The organism is Sanguibacter suarezii NBRC 16159 (genome assembly GCF_001552735.1).
GTDB lineage: Bacteria > Actinomycetota > Actinomycetes > Actinomycetales > Cellulomonadaceae > Sanguibacter > Sanguibacter suarezii.
The window spans coordinates 64,433-83,297 of record NZ_BCRT01000001.1; the positions used below are offsets into that span (position 1 = coordinate 64,433).

Here is an 18,865-nt window from a genome sequence, read left to right on the forward strand (position 1 = left end):
CTCAGCCCAGCTGCGTGACCAGCGTGGTCCACAGCTGGACCGGGCTCTCGCCCCAGGGGTCCAGCGCGAAGGACCGGCTCTGGGCCGGCACACCGGGCGCGACGCTCCGGATCTGCACTCCCCGCGCCACGTCCCCTGATCTCAGCAGGAACGACTGTCCTGGACCGGCGAGCCCCAGCCCCAGCCAGGCGGCCAGCCGCGCCGGGACCGCAGCGACGTCGAGCACCTCGAGCCCGAAGGTGCTCTCCGGGCCGTCGATGCCTCCGAGGGCGCTCGGCGACGTCCCCGGAAGCACAGCAGCGTGCGCCGGCGTGGTGGAGCGCAGCACCGCCCGCCGTTCCAGGACGTCGGCGCAGAGCTCGGCGCGCAGCGGACCGTCGGCCTGGCGCACCTGCAGGATCACCCGCTGGTCCGGCCGGGTGACCGCACGCCGGACATAGTGGCCGACCGGCGTCGCCACGCCGCTGGCCGGGACGAGGCCCGCCGCGAGCGGCCCGGGACGCCACCGTGGGCTGATCTTGTGCGACCCCCGCACGAACACGTCGAAGGACGTGAGGTCCATGACCACCGGCGCGGGCCGGTAGATCCGCAGCTGCCAGCTGCCCGCGTCCACCTGGTCCAGCTCCGCCGTGGGGTCCTCGGGCCCCACCTGAGCCCTGGCCTGCGGGCCGGCGCCCACCACCTCGAGCGAGGCCAGCGCCTGCTCGACGGCGCCCGTGAGAGCCCCGTGGTGGGCCACCGGGACCGAGGCGGTCACCAGTACCAGCCCGTGGCCGCCGTCGACGAGGATCGTGGTGGTGATCATCGGCGTCGTCATGTCGTGGTGTGCCAGGTCCATCCGGACGCCCTCGACGTGCCCGGCGGGTGCGCCGGGCTGAGTGCGCCCGACCGGCACGAACCACCGTCGGGCGTCGACCAGCACCGCGGTGGGGTCGTGGGCCAGGGTGTCGGCCACGATCTGCTGGGTGGTCGAGCCGAGGCCCGGGCGGTGCGCCGAGGCGCTCAGTCGCGGCACCAGCGCGCTGCGGTCAGCGGGCTCGATGCGGATCTGGGCGGCGCTCACCCGTCCCGTGATGTCGGCCTGCGCCGCCGGCGCCTGGCAGACGACCGCACCGACGTCGTCGGCCAGCGTCCACCCGAGCGGGATGGCGAGCCGCACCGAGCGGGTGGGGTCGACCAGCACGCCGGCAGTCATGGCTCAGACCGTGATGCGGCGGGGGCCCGCCTGCCAGGCGTCCCACGCCGACTGCAGGATCTCGTCGAGGCCAGCCTCGGCGTGCCAGCCGAGCACCTCGTTGATGCGCTCGGGCGAACCGACGAGCTGGGGCGGGTCGCCCGCGCGGCGCGGCTCGATGATCGGGTCGATGGTCAGGCCGCTGACCCGGGCCAGCCCGTCGAGCACCTCGCGGACGGAGGAGCCGGTGCCCGTGCCGACGTTGAACACGTCGAAGGGCCGGGCGGAGGTGTCGAGGTAGGACAGGGCGGCGATGTGCGCCTTGGCCAGGTCGAGGACGTGGATGTAGTCGCGGATGCAGGTGCCGTCCGGCGTCGGGTAGTCGTCACCGAAGAGCCGCGGCTGCTCGCCTCGCTCGATGCGGTCCAGGACCATCGGCACGAGGTTGAGCACGGCCGGGTCGCCCAGGTCGTCCCAGCCGGAGCCGGCGACGTTGAAGTAGCGCAGCGCGACGAAGCGCAGGCCCCAGGCACGCGAGGCGGCCCGGCCCATCCACTCGCCGATGAGCTTGGTCTCGCCGTAGGGGTTGATCGGCTCGGCGTGGAGCTTCTCCTCGACGACCGAGACGGAGGGCATGCCGTAGGTCGCGGCGGAGGAGGAGAAGACGAGGCGCTCGACGCCGGCGTCCTCCATCGCACCGAGGACGTTCGCCAGGCCGGTGACGTTCTGCTGGTAGTAGTAGGTGGGACGAGCCATCGACTCCCCGACCTGCTTGCGCGCGGCGAAGTGGATGACGGCGTCGACCTCGTGCTCGCGCAGCGCGGCGGCGATGGTCTCCTGCGCACCCGGCGCTGCGACGTCGAGCTCGACGAGCGTGGCGTCACCGATCCGGGAGGTCTCCCCGGTGCTCAGGTCGTCGACGACGACGACCTTGTCCCCCCGTTCCAGGAGAAGTCGCACCACGTGCGCACCGATGTAGCCAGCCCCGCCAGTCACCAAGATCGTCATGGCGCCAGGCTACTAGCCCGCGCGGGCGAACCGTGGGACCGTCCGCCTCACGCCCACCCGAGCTCGTGGAGGCGCTCGTCGTCGATCCCGAAGTGGTGGGCGATCTCGTGGATCACGGTGATGCGCACCTCCTCGACCACCTCCTCGCGGCTCTCGCAGATCGCCAGCGTCGGGTTGCGGAAGATCGTGATCCGGTCCGGCAGCGACCCGGCGGCCCATCCGAGGTCCCGTTCGGTGAGCGGGACGCCGTCGTAGACGCCCAGCAGGTCCGGGGCGTCCGGAGGCGCGTCGTCCTCGACGAAGATCACGACGTTGTCCATCTGCGCGGCCAGGTCCTCGGGAACCTGGTCGAGGGCGTCGCTGACCGCTTCTTCGAAGTCCTCGCGTGACATGTCCACCATGGATCCATCCTCCCCCACCTGAGGTTTTGCACAGAACGGCGATCAGGCCATATGCTTTGCGAGGTCTTGGACTGGTCGGTTCGCCGGCAGGTCAGAGGCTAGGCCCCCATCGTTTAGCGGCCTAGGACGCCGCCCTTTCACGGCGGTAGCACGGGTTCGAATCCCGTTGGGGGTACGGATCTCGGGACAGTGTGAAACGAGAGCCAAGAAGTACTGTAGGATTCTCAACGGTTCGGACAACGAACTGAAGGACCTTGTGTCGCAGCATGACCCAAGGCCCCGTAGCGCAGTTGGTTAGCGCGCCGCCCTGTCACGGCGGAGGTCGCGGGTTCAAGTCCCGTCGGGGTCGCTTTGATATCGGCCGCCCGGTCACATGCAGATGTGATCGGGCATCCGTGTCAAGGCTCTGTAGCTCAGTTGGTAGAGCGTTCGACTGAAAATCGAAAGGTCACCGGATCGACGCCGGTCGGAGCCACAATCACCCCCTCCCAGTCCGCTGGGAGGGGGTTTTTGCTGTCCGCGGAGTGCCGAAGGCCGGACCCACCACCTCAGGTGAGCGCGCCGAAGGGCGGTGAGCCGTACGATCTTCATAGGATCCGCAGGTGGGCCCGGTGGAGCGGGCACGATCGCCCCGCACCAACGGGTGACCACCTCCTCCCGGATCAGGGTGAAACCACTGGAAGGTGTGATGAGATGAGCGAGAAGGATGACGGGCTGCCCCGCAGCTCTGAGAGCACGCCGTCGATCGGCACCCTGGTTGGCCAGCTGAGCGAGCAGGTCAGCCGTCTGGTTCGTGCTGAGATCGCCTCGGCCAAGGCCGAGATGGCGCAGAAGGCGCAGAAGGCGGGCATCGGGATCGGCCTGCTGGTCGTGGCCGGCATCGCATCGCTCTACGGTCTGGGTTTCCTGCTGCACTCGGCGATGTCAGGCCTGGACAACGTCATGCCGCTGTGGCTGGCCGCCCTCATCGTCGGCCTGGTGCTGGTGATCTTCGCCGGCATCGTCGCCGCGGTCGGGGCGAAGCTGCTCAAGAAGGCCTCCCCGCCCTCACCTGAGATCACGGTCAAGAGCCTGCGCGACGACGTCACGGCCATCAAGGAAGGCATCAAGTCATGAGCAGCCAGCCGACACCAGCCGATCTCAGCGCCGAGGTGCTGCGTGCCCGCGCCGAGCTGGCCGCGACCATCGACGAGCTCAGCACCCGGCTCAACCCGAAGAACGTCGCCGCGGAGGCGGCGTCGGCCACCAAGCTCGCCGCGTCCGACGCGGGAACCTTCATCACCGGCGGAGGCCTGCCCGGCGGCGCGCCTAGCCGGGCGCGCAACGCCAAGGTGGTGCTCGGCGTGGCCGCCGGCGTGCTCGCGCTCACGGTCATCACCATCCTGCGCCACCGCCGCCGCTAGAAGGCGCTCAGGAGGCGCTCAGGAGGCGCTGCGGGGCGCCAGCGCCGCTGAGCAGTCCTGTGACCAGCCACGACATGACGAAGGGCCCTCCGACTGGAGGGCCCTTCGTCGTATCAAGTGAGCGGGGAGAGAGTCAGTTCTCTTCGCCGATGTTGACGCCGGAGTCTGCCAGCAGACCCTTGACCTCTGCCTCGCGGTAGCGGCGGTGTCCACCCAGGGTGCGGATCGACGAGAGCTTGCCCGCCTTGGCCCAACGGGTCACGGTCTTGGGGTCGACACGGAACAGGCTGGCGACCTCTGCAGGGGTCAGCAGGACTTCTGGTTCTCCACGGTTAACTGCCATGATGATGCACCTCTCTGTGGCAACGATCGGTCCCGGGGGGTGAGGGAACTGTGCGATCAATCGTTGCGCTTTCATTCATTATCCCAGTACGGGCGATTCGTACATGTTGTTTTGCGGGTGAAAAAGTGGGGAAAGCGGAGAATATTGCGTGAAGGTCTCGCGGAGACGGCCTGCACCCCCGACCATGGCGGTCTGGTTCGTGGTCCAGGTAGTCCCGGACCACCCCGATCATGTACCGTTGACTCACGAACAGAGAAAAAACTTACCCCGGGGCCGCACGTGCTGAAGGCGCTGCCGCCCCGCTTCTACGTTAAGGGGGTCGGAGCCATGGGCCGCGGCCGTCAGAAGGCAAAGCAGACCAAGGTCGCTCGGGATCTGAAGTACTACAGTCCCGAGACGAACTACAAGGCGCTCGAACAAGAGCTGACCGGTCATAGCCGAACCGATGTAGCTACGGACTCTCGCCACAGCGCGAGCAGGTCCGATGACTCCGAGGACCGTGACCCGTATACGGGCTGGTCCGACGAGCGTTGAAGCAGTCCTAACCCCCTCGGGTCACACCTGACCGAGTGCTGACGTGCTCCCGCCTTTCTCTGGCGTGCGTCCCCCCTCAGCCAGTTTGAGCGCGTCCGACGAGCTACTCGTTGGACGCGCTCGTCGTGCTGTCATGACCCCCTGACGGCAGCGATGCTCAGAGGCAGACCACACAGACCGGGCCAGGCTGCGGCGAACCGCACCCTGGCCCGGCTGGTCACACGTGGTGACGAGGTCAGACCCGGTACTCACCGGTGAGGCGGACCGCTCCGCCGTCGACCCCCTTGGAGCCGCGGGTGATGTCCGCGCCCTGCGCGCCGTCGTCGGCGGTGACGGTGCCCAGCACCCAGGCCGGCAGGCCGAGGGAGGCGAGCTTGGCGAGGGCAGCGTCCGCGCCGTCGGCGCCGACCACCGCGACCATGCCCACCCCGAGGTTGAGCGTGTTCTCCAGGTCGCTCCACGGCACCTGACCCAGGCCGCGCACCACGTCGAAGACGGCCGGGACAGCCCAGCTGCCGCGGTCGACCGAGGCGCTCAGGCCGGTCGGCAGCACGCGGGCGAGGTTCGCCGCGAGGCCGCCACCGGTGACGTGCGAGAAGGCGTGCACCTGGCTCGCCTCGTCACGGGCGAGGGCGAGGCAGTCGCTGGCGTAGACGCGGGTCGGCTCGAGCAGCTCTTCACCCAGGGTCCGGGAGAACTCCTCGACCTCCCGCTCCAGGGTCCAGCCCGCGTGGTTGATCACGGCGCGGACCAGGGAGAAGCCGTTGGAGTGCAGGCCGGAGGAGGCCATGGCGATGACGACGTCGCCCTCGCGGACCTTCTCCGGGCCGAGCAGCGCCGACGCCTCGACGACGCCCACGGCCGCACCGGCGACGTCGTACTCGTCGGCCTTGAGCAGGCCCGGGTGCTCGGCGGTCTCCCCGCCGACCAGCGCGGTCCCCGCGACCTCGCAGGCCGCCGCGATGCCGCGGACGATGTCAGCGATGCGCTCCGGGACGACCTTGCCGGTCGCGATGTAGTCGGTCATGACGAGCGGCTCGGCGCCGCACACCACGATGTCGTCCACGACCATGCCGACGAGGTCGAAGCCGATCGTGTCGTGGATGTCGAGGGCCTGGGCGATCGCGACCTTGGTGCCGACCCCGTCGGTCGAGGAGGCGAGCAGCGGGCGGTCGTAGCCCTTGAGCATGCTCACGTCGAAGAGACCGGCGAAGCCACCGAACCCGCCGACCACGTTGGGTCCGTGGGTGCGAGCCACCGCGGACTTCATGAGCTCGACGGCACGGTCGCCCGCAGCGGTGTCGACTCCGGCGGCTGCGTAGGTGATGCCTTCAGTCACGACATGACTCCCATGGGTGTGGCGCTCGTGGAGGTCACCAGCGCAGACGTTCTGTGGATGGTCGGTTGGGGGTGTGGCGCCGTCAGGGCTGCTGCAGCGCGGAGGCGCCGCCGGCAGAGACGGACAGCGTCCGCAGACCGTCCTCGGGCGCGCCGAGCGGGAGCTCGGCCTGCTCGAGCAGGTTCTTGCCCAGGTGCTCGGCGTTGGGCAGCTCGATCGGGTACTTGCCGGTGAAGCACGCGGCGCACAGCTGCGACGCGGGCTGCTCGGTGGCAGCGATCATGCCTTCCTCGGAGATGTAGCCCAGGGTGTCCGCCCCGAGGGACTTGCCCACCTCCTCAGGACCGAGGCCGTTGGCGATGAGCTCGGCGCGGCTGGCGAAGTCGATGCCGTAGAAGCAGGGCCACTTCACCGGCGGCGAGCTGATCCGCACGTGGATCTCGGCGGCGCCGGCCTCGCGGAGCATCCGGATGAGCGCGCGCTGGGTGTTGCCACGGACGATCGAGTCGTCCACGACCACCAGGCGCTTGCCCTTGATCACCTCGCGCAGCGGGTTGAGCTTGAGCCGGATGCCGAGCTGGCGCAGCGTGTCCGAGGGCTGGATGAAGGTGCGCCCGACGTAGGCGTTCTTCATGAGGCCCTGACCGAAGGGGATGCCGGACTCCTGGGCGTAGCCGACCGCAGCCGGGGTGCCGGACTCCGGCACCGGGATGACCAGGTCCGCGTCGACCGGGTGCTGACGGGCGAGCTCGCGACCCATCTCCACCCGCGCGGAGTGCACCGAGCGACCGTTGATGGTGGTGTCCGGCCGGGCCAGGTAGACGTACTCGAAGACGCAGCCGGCGCGCTCGGGCTTGGCGAACTTCATCGAGCGCAGGCCGTCGCCGTCGATCGCGATGAGCTCACCGGGCTCGACCTCGCGGACGAAGCTGGCTCCCACGATGTCCAGGGCCGGGGTCTCGCTCGCCACGACCCAGCCGCGCTCGAGGCGTCCGAGCACGAGCGGGCGCACACCCTGCGGGTCGCGCGCCGCGTACAGGGTGGTCTCGTCCATGAACACGAGGGAGAAGGCTCCGCGCAGGCGGGGCAGCACCTCCAGCGCGGTCTGCTGCAGGGTGTGGTTCTCGTCGCCGGCCAGGAGAGCCGTGACGAGGGCGGTGTCGGTGGTGTTCCCGCGGGCCAGCTCACCACGGCGCTGGGCGCCGTAGCGCTCGGCGACGAGGTCGACCAGCTCGGCGCTGTTGACCAGGTTGCCGTTGTGCCCGAGGGCCACCGTGCCCGACGACGTCGCACCGAGGGTGGGCTGGGCGTTCTCCCAGGTCACTCCCCCGGTGGTCGAGTACCGGCAGTGGCCGATCGCGATGTGCCCGTTGAGGGCGTTGAGGGCGGTCTCGTCGAAGACCTGGGAGACGAGTCCCATGTCCTTGTAGACGAGGATCTGCTCACCATTGCTGGTGGCGATACCTGCCGATTCCTGACCGCGGTGCTGTAGCGAGTACAGACCGAAGTATGCGAGTTTTGCGACCTCTTCGCCGGGCGCCCAGACACCGAAGACGCCACACGCGTCCTGAGGTCCTTTTTCGCCGGGCATGAGGTCGTGGTTCAGAAGTCCATCTCCACGGGGGGCCACTGCTCAAGTGTGTCACAGCTGACCCGGCGCGCCAGAATCTGAACACTCCATGGACACCGTCCGCGCAGGGGCTCCCACGACCAGCGCCCACAGCGTCAGACCGACCGCCGCACCGAGCACCGGGAAGGTCGCCGCGAGGCGGGCCAGGGAGTATGCCGACACGTCCGCGTCGTCGTGCAGGAGACGCGCGGTGGCACCGGCCATGCCGGTGGCGACGCCTGCAGTGATCGCCATGGCCAAGGAACCGAGCCTGCGCGGGGCGGCGACCGGGACCGCCCTGCGGAACCATCGGGCCGCCGCCACGAGGAGCACCAGCACGCCGAGCATCGAGCTGCCGTGCTGGAGGTAGACGTAGACCGGGCGGCCGAGCAGCGGCTCGCGCAGCAGCGGCCAGGCCTGGACGGTGGCTCCCCGCAGGTGCGTGACGTCGTCCCAGAGCAGATGGCTGAGCAGGCCCAGGGTGGCCGCTGCCACCACGACGAGGACCCCGCCGAGCGGTCCGACGACGCGGTCGGCGCGAGCGGGCGACGAGGGCGGACGGTCGACGTCGCCCCGGGGATGGGCGTTCCGCTGCGAGCCCACGGCCGGATATCGACGCGGGAGGGCGGCGAGGAAGGCCGGCCGCACACGCAGGACCCACAGCGCCGTGACGATCAGCGCGACGACCAGGACCAGCGGGAAGAACGGCCACCGGTGGGTGTGCACCGCACCCTCCTGCGCGCCGGGCCACACGACGTCGGCGAACAACGGGAGGTCTGGCGCCATGGCGCCGACTGCGACGGCGGTCAGCGCCCATGTCCGCATGTCGCTCGACAGAGCTGACCACGGGCGGCGGGCGAACGGCAGGGCCACGATCGCGTGCGCCGGAGTGAAAGGCATGGCGCGATCCTGACACCCTGAGCGCTCCGATCGGGCGCTTTGATCGTGGATGTCCGGTGCGGGTCCTGTGCGTCACCTCCGTTTACAAACATCCACTGACCGGATGGTATTTGACCGCCTAGTGGGACGGAGGCGTAACGTCACGCTTCACGGCATGGGCCGTCACCCGATTCGTCCCGAACGAGAGAACACGAGAAGACCATGAGCAGATCACGCCGCAGTGTCACCCTGGCCGTTGCAGTCATCGCAGCCCTGGGTCTCGCCGCCTGTGGACCTGCCGCGTCCTCGGGAGGTGACGCCAGCGCGTCTGGCCCTGCCACCGAGCTCTCCCTCGTCGGGTTCGCCGTCCCCAAGGCCGGCAACGACGCGGCGCAGAAGCTCTGGGGTGAGACCTCCGACGGCGCCGGGGTCACCTGGACCACCTCCTACGGCGCCTCGGGCGACCAGAGCCGCGCCGTCGTCGCCGGCCTGAAGGCCGACTACGTCCACTTCTCCCTCGAAGGAGACGTGACGCGCCTGGTCGACGAGGGGCTCGTCGCCGAGGACTGGAACGCCGGCCCCACCCAGGGCATCGTCTCCGACTCCGTCGTGGTGCTCGTGGTCCGCAAGGGCAACCCGAAGAACATCCAGACCTGGGAGGACATCGTCCAGCCCGGGGTCGGCATCGTCTCCCCCAACCCCGGCTCCTCGGGCTCGGCGCGGTGGAACATCCTCGCCGCCTACGGCTCGGTCCTGGCCGCCGGTGGCAGCGACGCCGACGCCGAGGCGTACCTGACGAAGTTCTTCACCAACGTCGCGGCCCTGCCCGGCAGCGGCCGCGACGCGACCACCGCCTTCACCAGCGGCACCGGTGACGTCCTCATCTCCTACGAGAACGAGGCGATCCTGGCCCGCCAGAACGGTGAGGACTTCGACTACGTCATCCCCGAGTCCACCCTGCTCATCGAGAACCCCGCCGCCGTGACCGTCGATGCCGACCCCAAGGCCCAGTCCTACCTGGACTTCGTGCTCAGCGCCGAGGGCCAGAAGGCCTTCGCCGAGGTCGGCTTCCGCCCCCTCGACGACTCGGTCACGGTCGAGGTCGAGGGTGCCAACGACCCCAAGAACCCGTTCCCGGCCCCCGGCACGCTGCAGACCATCGCGGACGACTTCGGTGGCTGGTCTGACGCTAACAAGAAGTTCTTCGGCGACGACGGCCTCGTGACGCGCATCCAGCAGGAGACTGGGAAGTCGTGACCACCACGGTCCCCCCGGTGGCCGGCGCCCCCCAGGCGCCGGCCACCGGCCTCCCGGCACCACGTCGGACCGGGCGCCGCGCGGCGCCCGGTTCTACTCGGCTCACCCCCACCGCGGGGGTGGGCCTGGGCGTCGCTCTCATCTGGTTCTCCGCGCTCGCGCTGCTGCCGCTCATCGCGGTGCTCGTGGAGACGTCGGCGGGCGGGTGGCCGGTCTTCTGGTCCACCATCACCAACGCCCAGACCGCGGCTGCTCTGCGCCTGACCATCACCCAGGCCCTCGCCGTCACAGCGGTGAACGTCGTCATGGGCACGCTCATCGCGTGGGTGCTCGTGCGGGACAAGTTCCCCGGCAAGCGCGCCCTCGAGGTGCTCATCGACATCCCCTTCGCCCTGCCGACCATCGTCGCGGGGCTCGTCCTGCTCACCCTGTACGGGCCGAACAGCCCGCTGGGGGTGAACGTGGCCAACACCCGCAGCGCGGTGTTCCTCGCCTTCCTCTTCGTCACGCTGCCCTTCGTGGTGCGCACCGTCCAGCCGGTCCTGGCCGAGCTGGACCGGTCCGTGGAGGAGGCGGCCGCCTCCCTCGGCGCGAGCCCGCTGACCACCTTCCGGCGGATCATCCTGCCCGCCCTGACCCCGGCGATCGCCGCCGGTGCCGCACTGTCCTTCGCCCGCGGGATCAGCGAGTACGGCTCGCTCGTGCTGCTCTCGGGGAACCTGCCGATGCGCACCGAGGTCAGCTCCGTGCGCATCCTGAGCTACCTGGAGAACGGGGACCAGGCCGCCGCCGCGGCCGTCGCCTCCGTCCTGCTCCTGGTGTCCTTGCTGGTCATCGTGGTCCTCGACGTGCTGCAGAGACGGATGGTGCGTCGTGGTTAAGACCTACGTGTTCCGCGTGATCGTCATCGTCTACCTGGGTCTGCTCGTGGCGTGGCCGGTGAGCCTGGTGGCCAAGGAGACCTTCGCTAACGGCTTCGACGCACTGTCGGCAGCCCTCTCCGACCCGTCCGTGGTCTTCGCCCTCAAGCTCACGGTGAGCGTCGCTGTCCAGGCCGTCATCCTCAACACGATCTTCGGCGTGGGCATCTCGTTGCTGCTGGTGCGGTACGAGTTCCGAGGCAAGCGGCTGCTCAGCTCGCTCATCGACCTGCCGCTCTCGGTCTCGCCGATCGTCGTCGGGCTGGCGCTCGTGCTCGTCTACGGCGGGCGCGGGGACTGGTTCGGGCCGGCGCTGGAGGCCAACGGGATCCAGATCATCTTCGCCACGCCGGGCATCGTCATGGCGACGGCCTTCGTCGCGCTGCCGCTCGTCATCCGCGAGGTGGTGCCCGTGCTCACCGAGCTGGGCACCGACGAGGAGCAGGCCGCGGCGAGCCTGGGCGCGTCCTCGGTCCAGACCTTCCGGCGAATCACGTTGCCGGCCATCAAGTGGGCTGTCGTCTACGGCGTCGTGCTCACCCTGGCTCGCTCTCTCGGCGAGTTCGGTGCGGTGAAGATCGTCTCGGGGAACTTCGAGGGCACGACGCAGACGGCGACGCTGCTCGTGGAGCAGAAGTACCAGGACTTCCAGCAGCCCACCGCGTACGCGACCGCGTTCCTGCTCGCGCTCGTCTCGGTGGCGTGCATCGTCGTGGTGTCGTTCCTGCGCCCCGACCACTCCACGTCGTCGTCACAGTCGAAAGGCCTGTCATGAGCATCGAAGTCTCCCGCGTCGGTAAGAAGTTCGGCGACTTCGTCGCGCTCGACGACGTCACCGTGTCCATCCCCACCGGCCAGCTCACCGCGCTGCTCGGCCCCAGCGGCGGCGGCAAGTCGACGCTGCTGCGCATCATCGCCGGCCTGGAGCAGGCGGACACCGGCACCATCGAGATCGAAGGGCGCGACGCGACCCGGCTGCCCGCCCGCAAGCGCAACGTCGGTTTCGTGTTCCAGCACTACGCGGCCTTCAAGCACCTGAGCGTGGCCCGCAACGTAGCCTTCGGGCTGGAGATCCGCAAGACGCCCAAGGACCAGATCGCCGAGCGGGTCGACGAGCTGCTCAAGCTGGTCCACCTCGAGCAGTTCGCCTCCCGGCTGCCCTCCCAGCTCTCCGGCGGGCAGCGTCAGCGCATGGCGCTGGCCCGGGCGCTGGCGATCCAGCCCTCGGTGCTGCTGCTCGACGAGCCCTTCGGCGCCCTCGACGCCAAGGTCCGCAAAGAGCTGCGCGACTGGCTGCGCCGCCTGCACGACGAGATCCCGGTGACCACCGTGTTCGTCACCCACGACCAGGAGGAGGCCCTCGAGGTCGCCGACGAGATCGTGGTCATCAACGACGGGCGGATCGAGCAGGTCGGCTCCCCCGACGAGCTCTACGACGCCCCGGCGAACTACTTCGTCATGAGCTTCCTCGGCCCGGTCACCCACCTGGGCGGCAAGCTCGTCCGCCCGCACGACGTCGAGGTGCACACCGCGCCACCGGCGCTGGCCGTGGCCGCTGCGGATGCGGTCGGTGCCGCTGGGGCGGCGGGCGGGCTGGTCGAGGGCACGGTGGTGCGCACGGTGCGGGTCGGTTTTGAGGCCCGCGTCGAGATCGCGGTCGCAGGGGCGGACGGGACCGGCGCGGTGGACGGTGCGCCGTCGGCTGGCCCCGGGTCCTCCGTGGAGGCGGTGCTCACCCGCGCCGAGGCTCGGACTCTGGGACTGGTCCCCGGCACCACGGTCTGGCTGCGTCAGGCGCCAGGGTCCATCTCGATCGACGCACCGGCAGGCGCTCCGGCACGCGAGCTGGTCGAGGTCGTCTGACCGGTCAGTGCCGGGTGCTGCGGCGGTCCGCCCACACGGCGATGGCTCCTGCAAGGAGCACGGTGACCAGCGTGGTGCCCAGCACGGTGACCGTGACGTAGATCCAGCGGTTGACCATGCCGTCCGGCGAGAGCCACAGGCCGAACCAGATGCCTGCGATGATTCCGACGAGCGCACCGACCCAGAAGAAGGACTTGTACTTCGGTGCACGCCGGACCCGCCCCGGGACGGCCTGCGCGGCGATCTCGTTCATCTCCTCCGGGGACATGGCGTCGTCGGGCTCGGAGGAGGGCGAGGGCGGGGTGGTGGTCACAGGCCGATCCTAGCGGCCCCGGCTGAGGACTCCCTGACTGCACCGCGACAGACCTCCGGCCGGGACCTCGATGAGGTCCCGGCCGGAGTCATGGGTTCAGCTGGTCGCCGTCTCGGCGGCCCGGATCAGGAGAACAGGCCTCCCCGGGTCGCCTTGTAGGTGTGCTGCTGGGTGGTCGTGGCGGGGGCGTCCCCCACCATGCCGGTGGCCACCACGGTGGCTGTCCCGGCCGGCAGCGCGCCCCAACGACCAAAGGTCGCCGCGACAGTCTGCCCGGGCCGGACCTTGGCGAAGGTCTGCTGCCCCAGCGGCGTGGTCACCGTGATGGAGACCGTGGTGCGTTCCCGGTTGGTCGCGTACACGACCACCTGCGACCGCCCGATCAGGCAGAAGGAGAACGCGTCAGAGGTGACGTTCAGGGTGGCCGGTGGGACGACGGCGTTGACCGTCACCGGGACCCGCACCGTCGTGCCCGACGGCGTCGCCCTGACGTACAGGTCATAGGTACCCGCGGCGGTCCCTGCTGGGACCGTGGCCGCGATCGTCGCCGCGCCCGCGGTGACCGGCGCCGTCGCGAGCGGTGTCGCCGCCGGGTCGAGGGCGGTGCCCGCCGGAACGAGGTAGGCCGCCACCGAGGTGTTGGCCGGTGACCCGAGGGAGGTGAGGTCGAGCTTGGCGAGGTCGAGGGAGACGACCCCACCCGGGTCGACCGCACCGGGCAGCGGTCCGGTGGCCACGCCCTGGCGGGCGAAGTCCGGGCTCAGCCCCGGGTGCTCCTGGAGGTAGGAGATCCACGCGTCACGGTCGACCAGACCCGAGTCGCGCGCATCGGTGCCCTGGGTGAACTCGGTGAAGTTGTCCCCACCCGTGGCCAGGAAGGAGAAGGTCGCGATCCGGTAGCTGGCGGCCGGGTCGAGGGCCACGCCGTCGATCGTCACGGAGGTGATGCGTTCTCCCGGGGCGTTCGTCGCCGTGTAGGTGTAGGTGACGTTGTCGGAGAGCCCCAGGTTGAGGAAGGCCCGTGAGCTGCCTGCCGGCTGCCACTGCTGCTCGAGGACCGTGGTGAGCTGAGCCCCGGTCAGCGTGGTGGACCACAGGTTGTTGACGAAGGGCAGGACGGCGTTGGCCTCGGCGTAGGTGATGACGCCGTCGTCGCCGTAGAGCAGGTCGGCGCGCAGGCCACCGGGGTTGACGATGCCGATCTGGGCGCCGCCGCGCTCAGGTGTGGCCAGCGTGTCCCGCAGCGAGTTCGCCACGAGGTTGCCGAGGGTGGACTCCGAGGCCCGGTCGTCACGCTTGCCGTCGAGGTAGGCGGTGGTGATGTCCGCGGTGACCGAGCCGACCGGCTGGTTGCCGATGATCGCGGCCTCAGCGAGCGCCGCGTCGACGATCGTCTTGACCTCGGCCACTCGCGGGTACGTCGCGACCAGCTCGGCGGCCGGCGTCGTGGTGCGGGCGACGTTGGCGACGGTGTAGCCGGTGACGTCGAGGGTCGCCGGGTCCAGGGTCAGGGTGATCTGACCGATCCGTTCGCCGTAGGAACCGGTCTGGATGACCGGGCGGGTGCGGTCGGTCCCGGTGATCGGGGCGTCCCAGGCGTACTCCTTGTGCGTGTGCCCGGTGAAGATGGCGTCGACCGAGGGGTCGGTGTCGGTCACGATGCGGGAGAAGGCGTCGCCCGCGGCGATCTCCTCCTCGATCGTGGCGCCCTCGGGGGTGCCCGAGCCCGCTCCCTCGTGGACGAGGGCGACGATGACGTCGGCCTCGCCGTTGCTCTCGTCGCCGTCACCGAGCTGGGCGGCCACCCGGTTGATGGCCTCGACGGGGTCGCCGAAGTCCAGGGCGGAGATGCCCGACGGCGTGACGAGCGTCGGGGTCTCCTGCGTCACCGCGCCGACGACGCCCACCCGCACGCCGTCGACGTCGAGGATCGCGTACTCGCTCAGCGCCGGGTCGTCGGTGCCCTTGAGGTAGACGTTCGCGCCCAGGTACTCCCAGTCGGCGGCGTCGCTGACGCGGCCAGTGAGGTCGTCGAAGCCCTTGTCGAACTCGTGGTTGCCGACAGCCGAGGCCGCCAGGTCGAGGGCGTTGAGGACGTCGAGGGTCGGCACGTCGTCCTGGGAGGCCGAGGCGAAGAGCGAGGCACCGATGTTGTCACCGACGGACAGGAAGGCGGTCCGGTCGGGGTTGGTCGCACGCAGCTGCTCGACGGTCCCGGCGAAGGCGACGGTGTTGGCGTCGATGCGGCCGTGGAAGTCGTTGATGCCGAGCAGGTTGAGTTCGATGGGCTCCGCGACGGTGTTCAGCCCGACGACGATCGGGTCGTGGTCGCTGGACCGGAAGGGTGACTCGTCGTAGAGGATCGAGGCGTTGTAGTTGTACCGGCTGTACTCGTTGGCCAGCGGCTCGACGGAGTTGATGTTCCAGATGTCGACGCCAGAGACCGCCGCGGTGGCGGCCGGTGACCCGAAGACGTGGTCGAGGGACCCGACGCGTCCGGAGAACAGGTACGTCTGCTCACCGGTGCCCGCGCTGAGGTTGGTGTAGCCGGCGTCGGCCAGCACCACGAGCGGGTCCTCCTGGGTGTAGGAGTTGAAGTCACCGACGAGGAAGACCTTGTCGGTGCCGGCAGCAGCCTTGACGGTGTCGGCGAAGGCGACGAGCGCCGTGGCCTGCTTGACCCGGCTCGCGTTGGACGCGCCCTGCCCGTCGCCGGTGTCCGCGTCGGCGCCGGTCCCCGAGCCCTTGGACTTGAAGTGGTTGGCGATGACGGTGAATGCCTGCGAGGCGTCCCCGCCGGTGGGGACGAAGGTCTGGGCGAGCGGCTCACGGGCGTTGGAGAAGGCCGGGTCGTCGAGGATGACCGACTCCCCCGCGGTGGTGACCGCGGCGGTGCGGTAGATGAAGGCCGTGCGGATGACGTCCTCGTCCTCGGGAACCACGGCCGGGGACGCGACGACGGACCACACAGGTGACCCGGCTGCGGTGTTGAGGGCCGCGACCAGGGTGGACAGCGCGGTGTCACGGTCCTTGCCGAACACCGCAGAGTTCTCGATCTCCAGGAGGGAGACGACGTCCGCGTCAAGGGCGTTGATCGCGGCGACGATCTTCACCTCCTGACGGTGCAGGCTCTCCGCGGTGGCCGCGCCGCGTGCGTCGCAGCCGGAGTTCACGGTGATCTTGGCACCGGCACGGTCGGTGTAGAAGGTGCAGCCGGGGACCTGGTCACCGGTGGTGGTGAAGTAGTTGAGCACGTTGAAGGTGGCCAGGCGGACGTCGCCGCCCACGTCCTGAGGTGCCGGGGTGCGGGTGTCAGCGAAGGTCACCGGCTGGACGGCGGAGGCGTTCGCGGGAGTCAGCTCGGTTGTGGGCTGGAAGGTCCACGCCTCGAAGCGGTAGTCGAGGATGACCGGCTGGGTGAAGGTGACCGGAGCGCCGACCCGGGCCGGCGCTCCGCCGGTGAGGTAGGGCAGCGGCTTGGACTTGTTGGCGGTGGAGTTGAAGTTCGTCGTGGCGCCGTCGTCCAGGACGACCGCGCGTGCGGCGGCGTCGGCCACGGCTGCGGCGGCCTCCGGGCTGCCCGGGCGGCCGACGTCGGTCGGCTGGGCGAGCGGCGTGGCGCCGGCGGCCAGCAGGAAGGAGCCGTAGTAGTTGGTCGAGTAGTTGTCGGCGACGACGTAGTCACCGGCGGGCTGGACGAGCATGCCCTCGAGGGTCTCGCGCTCGGCGGCGGTGGCCGGGTAGGCGACGTTCGCGGGCTTGACCACCTCGGCGGGCTCGTCGAGCACGGTGTAGGCGGTCGGGGTGATCTGGGTGAGCGTGAAGTACTCGCTCACCGCCCCGGTCACCTCGACGTGCTGGCCGACGCGGACGGCTGCGGCGCCAGCCGCGGAGAAGACGAAGATCCCGTCGGAGCGGGTGTGGGTGGCCAGGTCGAGGTCACCGCCCGTGCCCGGGGTCTGGATGTAGAAGCCGTTGTACCCACCGGTCGGGTACGTCGCCGTGACGATTCCGCGCGTGGTCACCGTGGTCCCCACGAGCGGGCTGGCGTCACCGGTGCCCTGCACGTCCGCGATGGGCGTGAGGGTGGGCGTGGTGGGGTCGGTGGGGTCGGTCGTCGGCTCGGCGGTGGGGTCCGTGGTCGGCTCGGTGGTCGGCTCCGTCGTCGGGTCCGTGCCGGGGTCGGTGGTCGCGCCCTGCGGGGTGACGGTGGCGGAGAGCGTGAAGTCCGCCGCGTTGTTGTCGGTGTCCACGAAGCCCGTGCGGGTGATCGACCGCGGGACGTTGTTCGCTGACGGCGCCGGTGCCACAGCTGTCTCGAAGGTGTTGGAGGCTCCGTACCCGAGCAGGTCCACGACCTGGGCGTTGCCCACCACGGAGCCGGTGGGCAGCGTGACCGCTCCCGGCGCGGCGACCAGCGCCAGCGTGCCGGTGGTCCCCGAGGCGTTGAGCGCGGGGGCCGCGAGGTCTGCCGCCGGCAGCGCCGCGCCGTTGGCGCCGTTGGACCCGCCGGAGACGAGGTAGTAGCCGCCGGCCGCGATGGTCCCGGTCAGGCGCGCGGCGGTGCTCGAGGCGCCCGATCCGGTCGCCGAGCGGTACTGCAAGGACCAGCCGGACAGGTCGACCGGCGCGGGACCGGGGTTGTAGAGCTCGACGAACTTGGTCGCGTAGACGGCGTTGGCGCTGCCTCCGGATAGGTACGCCTCGTTGATGACCACTCCGGTCCCCTCGACCGAGGCGGGCACCGTGCCGGCTGCGGGGAGCGGGCCTGCGGCCTGTGCGGAGAGCACCGGTCCCAGGATGAGAGCGCCAGAGAGGGCGGTGGCCACAGCCACCACCCTCCGAGACGCGGTGCTTCGGTGGTGACTTGTGAACACGCTTGCTCCTTCTGCGGTACGACGTCGAGCCCCTGGTGAGCAGTCTTCGAGGGTCCCCATCGACCCGCGGAACACATCACACCGCGCGAACCTGAACGTCTGGTATCAACCAGGACACATCTCGTGGAACTCCACGCACGTTATCGGCCACCGCGCGCCTGCGCATGCCCAGGCGCGCGATCGTTACCTGCCGGTAACGTACGGGCCCGGTCACCGTAAGTCTGGTGGTCACGTGGCTGAGTCCGTATCCTCTGGCCCATGACGACGCCGACGACCGGTCCAGGCAGCCGCTACTCCCGCGCCGACGTGGCGGCCCGCGCCCGCGCGGCACTGTCCGCGGGCTTCGTCGACCTGGAAGGGGCGATCGCCCAGGTGAGTCTGGCCTTCACCGACGAGGAGCAGCCCCCGCCCGGGTCGGTGATCCCGAGCATCGTCCGCGAGGTGTGGCAGGCCCGGCTCGCCGAGCAGAGCCGCTGGCGGGACGAGGGCGACTACACCCGGCTGGCCGCTGCCTTCAACAACCTCGCCGAGTGGGGCATGGTCGCGCGGATGAACTTCACCTGCTGCCAGACCTGCGGCAACGATGAGATCGCCGACGAACGCACCCCTGTCCCCTCAGATGGGTACGGCGGATACATGGAGTGGGGCTACGCCTACTTCCATCAGCAGGACACCGACCGTTTGACCGAGGGGGCCGACCTCTTCCTCGCCTACGGCACCTTCGCACCCATCACGGGCCTCGACCCTGACCTCCTGGCGCGCGCCGATGCCGGGGACGCTGCCGCACGCACCCAGGTCATGGACGCGTCGCTCGTGCGCGCAGGGACCGTCGTCGCCGACGCGCTGCGCTACGCCGGCCTCGGCGTCACCTGGGACGGCACCCCCGGCCAACGGATCGCCGTGACCATCACCGACTGGCGCAAACGCCTCCCCGCCTGAACTGCC

17 protein-coding genes and 3 tRNA genes are annotated in these 18,865 nt (G+C 70.0%); 11 read left to right on the forward strand and 9 right to left on the reverse strand.

What is annotated here, in order from left to right; all coding sequences use genetic code 11:
- Position 1 precedes the first annotated feature (1 nt).
- The 3 genes from SS2_RS00270 to SS2_RS00280 are packed head-to-tail and all read right to left on the reverse strand — an operon-like array spanning position 2 to position 2,583.
- Positions 2-1,195, reverse strand: coding sequence for a hypothetical protein (locus SS2_RS00270; RefSeq protein ID WP_157607134.1), 1,194 nt, complete (start codon positions 1,193-1,195; stop codon positions 2-4).
- A 3-nt stretch (positions 1,196-1,198) separates the two neighbouring features.
- Positions 1,199-2,182, reverse strand: coding sequence for a UDP-glucose 4-epimerase GalE (gene galE, locus SS2_RS00275; RefSeq protein ID WP_066460218.1), 984 nt, complete (start codon positions 2,180-2,182; stop codon positions 1,199-1,201).
- Between the two features lie 47 nt (positions 2,183-2,229).
- The gene (locus SS2_RS00280) at positions 2,230-2,583 is read right to left on the reverse strand and encodes a metallopeptidase family protein (RefSeq protein ID WP_066460220.1); all 354 of its coding nucleotides are present in this window, start codon (positions 2,581-2,583) and stop codon (positions 2,230-2,232) included.
- Positions 2,584-2,685: 102 nt separating this feature from the next.
- On the opposite strand from SS2_RS00280, the gene SS2_RS00285 reads away from it, so the two are divergent.
- From SS2_RS00285 to SS2_RS00305, 5 genes are all read left to right on the forward strand, one after another.
- Positions 2,686-2,758, forward strand: a tRNA-Glu gene (locus SS2_RS00285).
- 100 nt (positions 2,759-2,858) lie between these two features.
- A tRNA-Asp gene (locus SS2_RS00290) sits at positions 2,859-2,932 on the forward strand.
- A 53-nt stretch (positions 2,933-2,985) separates the two neighbouring features.
- Positions 2,986-3,058 (forward strand) — tRNA-Phe (locus SS2_RS00295).
- Between the two features lie 218 nt (positions 3,059-3,276).
- The gene (locus tag SS2_RS00300; protein ID WP_066460223.1) at positions 3,277-3,699 is read left to right on the forward strand and encodes a phage holin family protein; all 423 of its coding nucleotides are present in this window, start codon (positions 3,277-3,279) and stop codon (positions 3,697-3,699) included.
- Positions 3,696-3,986, forward strand: coding sequence for a DUF3618 domain-containing protein (locus SS2_RS00305; protein ID WP_066460225.1), 291 nt, complete (start codon positions 3,696-3,698; stop codon positions 3,984-3,986). Before SS2_RS00300 ends, SS2_RS00305 begins: the two co-directional genes overlap by 4 nt.
- 133 nt (positions 3,987-4,119) lie before the next feature.
- On the opposite strand, the gene SS2_RS00310 is transcribed toward SS2_RS00305, so the two are convergent.
- On the reverse strand, positions 4,120-4,329 hold the full coding sequence (locus SS2_RS00310; RefSeq protein ID WP_066460227.1) for a BldC family transcriptional regulator: 210 nt from the start codon (positions 4,327-4,329) through the stop codon (positions 4,120-4,122).
- Between the two features lie 327 nt (positions 4,330-4,656).
- On the opposite strand from SS2_RS00310, the gene SS2_RS00315 reads away from it, so the two are divergent.
- Positions 4,657-4,863 carry a DUF3073 domain-containing protein gene (locus SS2_RS00315; RefSeq protein WP_066460485.1) on the forward strand — a complete coding sequence of 69 codons (207 nt, stop codon included), beginning with the start codon at positions 4,657-4,659 and terminating at the stop codon, positions 4,861-4,863.
- 235 nt (positions 4,864-5,098) lie between these two features.
- Here the strand turns inward: SS2_RS00315 and purM are convergent, their stop codons facing one another.
- The 3 genes from purM to SS2_RS00330 all read right to left on the reverse strand — a co-directional run bounded on the left by purM (position 5,099) and on the right by SS2_RS00330 (position 8,711).
- Entirely contained in the window at positions 5,099-6,202 is a 1,104-nt protein-coding gene (gene purM / locus SS2_RS00320; protein ID WP_066460229.1) for a phosphoribosylformylglycinamidine cyclo-ligase, read from the reverse strand.
- An 82-nt stretch (positions 6,203-6,284) separates the two neighbouring features.
- Positions 6,285-7,832, reverse strand: a complete 1,548-nt coding sequence (gene purF, locus SS2_RS00325; protein WP_066460231.1) for an amidophosphoribosyltransferase — start codon at positions 7,830-7,832, stop codon at positions 6,285-6,287.
- 12 nt (positions 7,833-7,844) lie between these two features.
- Positions 7,845-8,711 (reverse strand): DUF4184 family protein, encoded by an 867-nt coding sequence (locus SS2_RS00330; protein WP_066460233.1) that lies wholly within the window; start codon positions 8,709-8,711, stop codon positions 7,845-7,847.
- A 201-nt stretch (positions 8,712-8,912) separates the two neighbouring features.
- On the opposite strand from SS2_RS00330, the gene SS2_RS00335 reads away from it, so the two are divergent.
- Genes SS2_RS00335 through SS2_RS00350 form a run of 4 tightly spaced genes read left to right on the forward strand, consistent with a single transcriptional unit; the run spans position 8,913 to position 12,730 of the window.
- Entirely contained in the window at positions 8,913-9,947 is a 1,035-nt protein-coding gene (locus SS2_RS00335) for a sulfate ABC transporter substrate-binding protein (protein ID WP_066460235.1), read from the forward strand.
- Positions 9,944-10,828 carry a sulfate ABC transporter permease subunit CysT gene (gene cysT, locus SS2_RS00340; protein ID WP_083941390.1) on the forward strand — a complete coding sequence of 295 codons (885 nt, stop codon included), beginning with the start codon at positions 9,944-9,946 and terminating at the stop codon, positions 10,826-10,828. Before SS2_RS00335 ends, cysT begins: the two co-directional genes overlap by 4 nt.
- The gene (locus SS2_RS00345; protein WP_066460239.1) at positions 10,821-11,642 is read left to right on the forward strand and encodes a sulfate ABC transporter permease; all 822 of its coding nucleotides are present in this window, start codon (positions 10,821-10,823) and stop codon (positions 11,640-11,642) included. Before cysT ends, SS2_RS00345 begins: the two co-directional genes overlap by 8 nt.
- Entirely contained in the window at positions 11,639-12,730 is a 1,092-nt protein-coding gene (locus SS2_RS00350) for a sulfate/molybdate ABC transporter ATP-binding protein (protein WP_066460241.1), read from the forward strand. Before SS2_RS00345 ends, SS2_RS00350 begins: the two co-directional genes overlap by 4 nt.
- A gap of 4 nt (positions 12,731-12,734) precedes the next feature.
- Here the strand turns inward: SS2_RS00350 and SS2_RS00355 are convergent, their stop codons facing one another.
- Both SS2_RS00355 and SS2_RS00360 read right to left on the reverse strand, forming a co-directional pair.
- Positions 12,735-13,043, reverse strand: a complete 309-nt coding sequence (locus SS2_RS00355; protein WP_066460242.1) for a hypothetical protein — start codon at positions 13,041-13,043, stop codon at positions 12,735-12,737.
- 125 nt (positions 13,044-13,168) lie between these two features.
- Positions 13,169-17,872, reverse strand: a complete 4,704-nt coding sequence (locus tag SS2_RS00360) for an ExeM/NucH family extracellular endonuclease (protein ID WP_245643241.1) — start codon at positions 17,870-17,872, stop codon at positions 13,169-13,171.
- Positions 17,873-18,178: 306 nt separating this feature from the next.
- Between SS2_RS00360 and SS2_RS17245 the strand changes: the two genes are divergently transcribed.
- Positions 18,179-18,859 (forward strand): DUF6891 domain-containing protein, encoded by a 681-nt coding sequence (locus tag SS2_RS17245; RefSeq protein ID WP_066460246.1) that lies wholly within the window; start codon positions 18,179-18,181, stop codon positions 18,857-18,859.
- Positions 18,860-18,865 lie beyond the last annotated feature (6 nt).

Excerpts from the sequence above, each read along its gene's own strand:
- SS2_RS17245 (WP_066460246.1), top strand. The coding sequence starts at position 18,179 with ATGACGACGCCGACGACCGGTCCAGGCAGCCGCTACTCCCGCGCCGAC.
- SS2_RS00280 (WP_066460220.1), bottom strand. The coding sequence starts at position 2,583 with ATGGTGGACATGTCACGCGAGGACTTCGAAGAAGCGGTCAGCGACGCC.
- SS2_RS00315 (WP_066460485.1), top strand. The coding sequence starts at position 4,657 with ATGGGCCGCGGCCGTCAGAAGGCAAAGCAGACCAAGGTCGCTCGGGAT.
- SS2_RS00350 (WP_066460241.1), top strand. The coding sequence starts at position 11,639 with ATGAGCATCGAAGTCTCCCGCGTCGGTAAGAAGTTCGGCGACTTCGTC.
- galE (WP_066460218.1), bottom strand. The coding sequence starts at position 2,182 with ATGACGATCTTGGTGACTGGCGGGGCTGGCTACATCGGTGCGCACGTG.
- SS2_RS00305 (WP_066460225.1), top strand. The coding sequence starts at position 3,696 with ATGAGCAGCCAGCCGACACCAGCCGATCTCAGCGCCGAGGTGCTGCGT.
- SS2_RS00335 (WP_066460235.1), top strand. The coding sequence starts at position 8,913 with ATGAGCAGATCACGCCGCAGTGTCACCCTGGCCGTTGCAGTCATCGCA.
- SS2_RS00330 (WP_066460233.1), bottom strand. The coding sequence starts at position 8,711 with ATGCCTTTCACTCCGGCGCACGCGATCGTGGCCCTGCCGTTCGCCCGC.
- SS2_RS00300 (WP_066460223.1), top strand. The coding sequence starts at position 3,277 with ATGAGCGAGAAGGATGACGGGCTGCCCCGCAGCTCTGAGAGCACGCCG.
- SS2_RS00310 (WP_066460227.1), bottom strand. The coding sequence starts at position 4,329 with ATGGCAGTTAACCGTGGAGAACCAGAAGTCCTGCTGACCCCTGCAGAG.
- SS2_RS00270 (WP_157607134.1), bottom strand. The coding sequence starts at position 1,195 with ATGACTGCCGGCGTGCTGGTCGACCCCACCCGCTCGGTGCGGCTCGCC.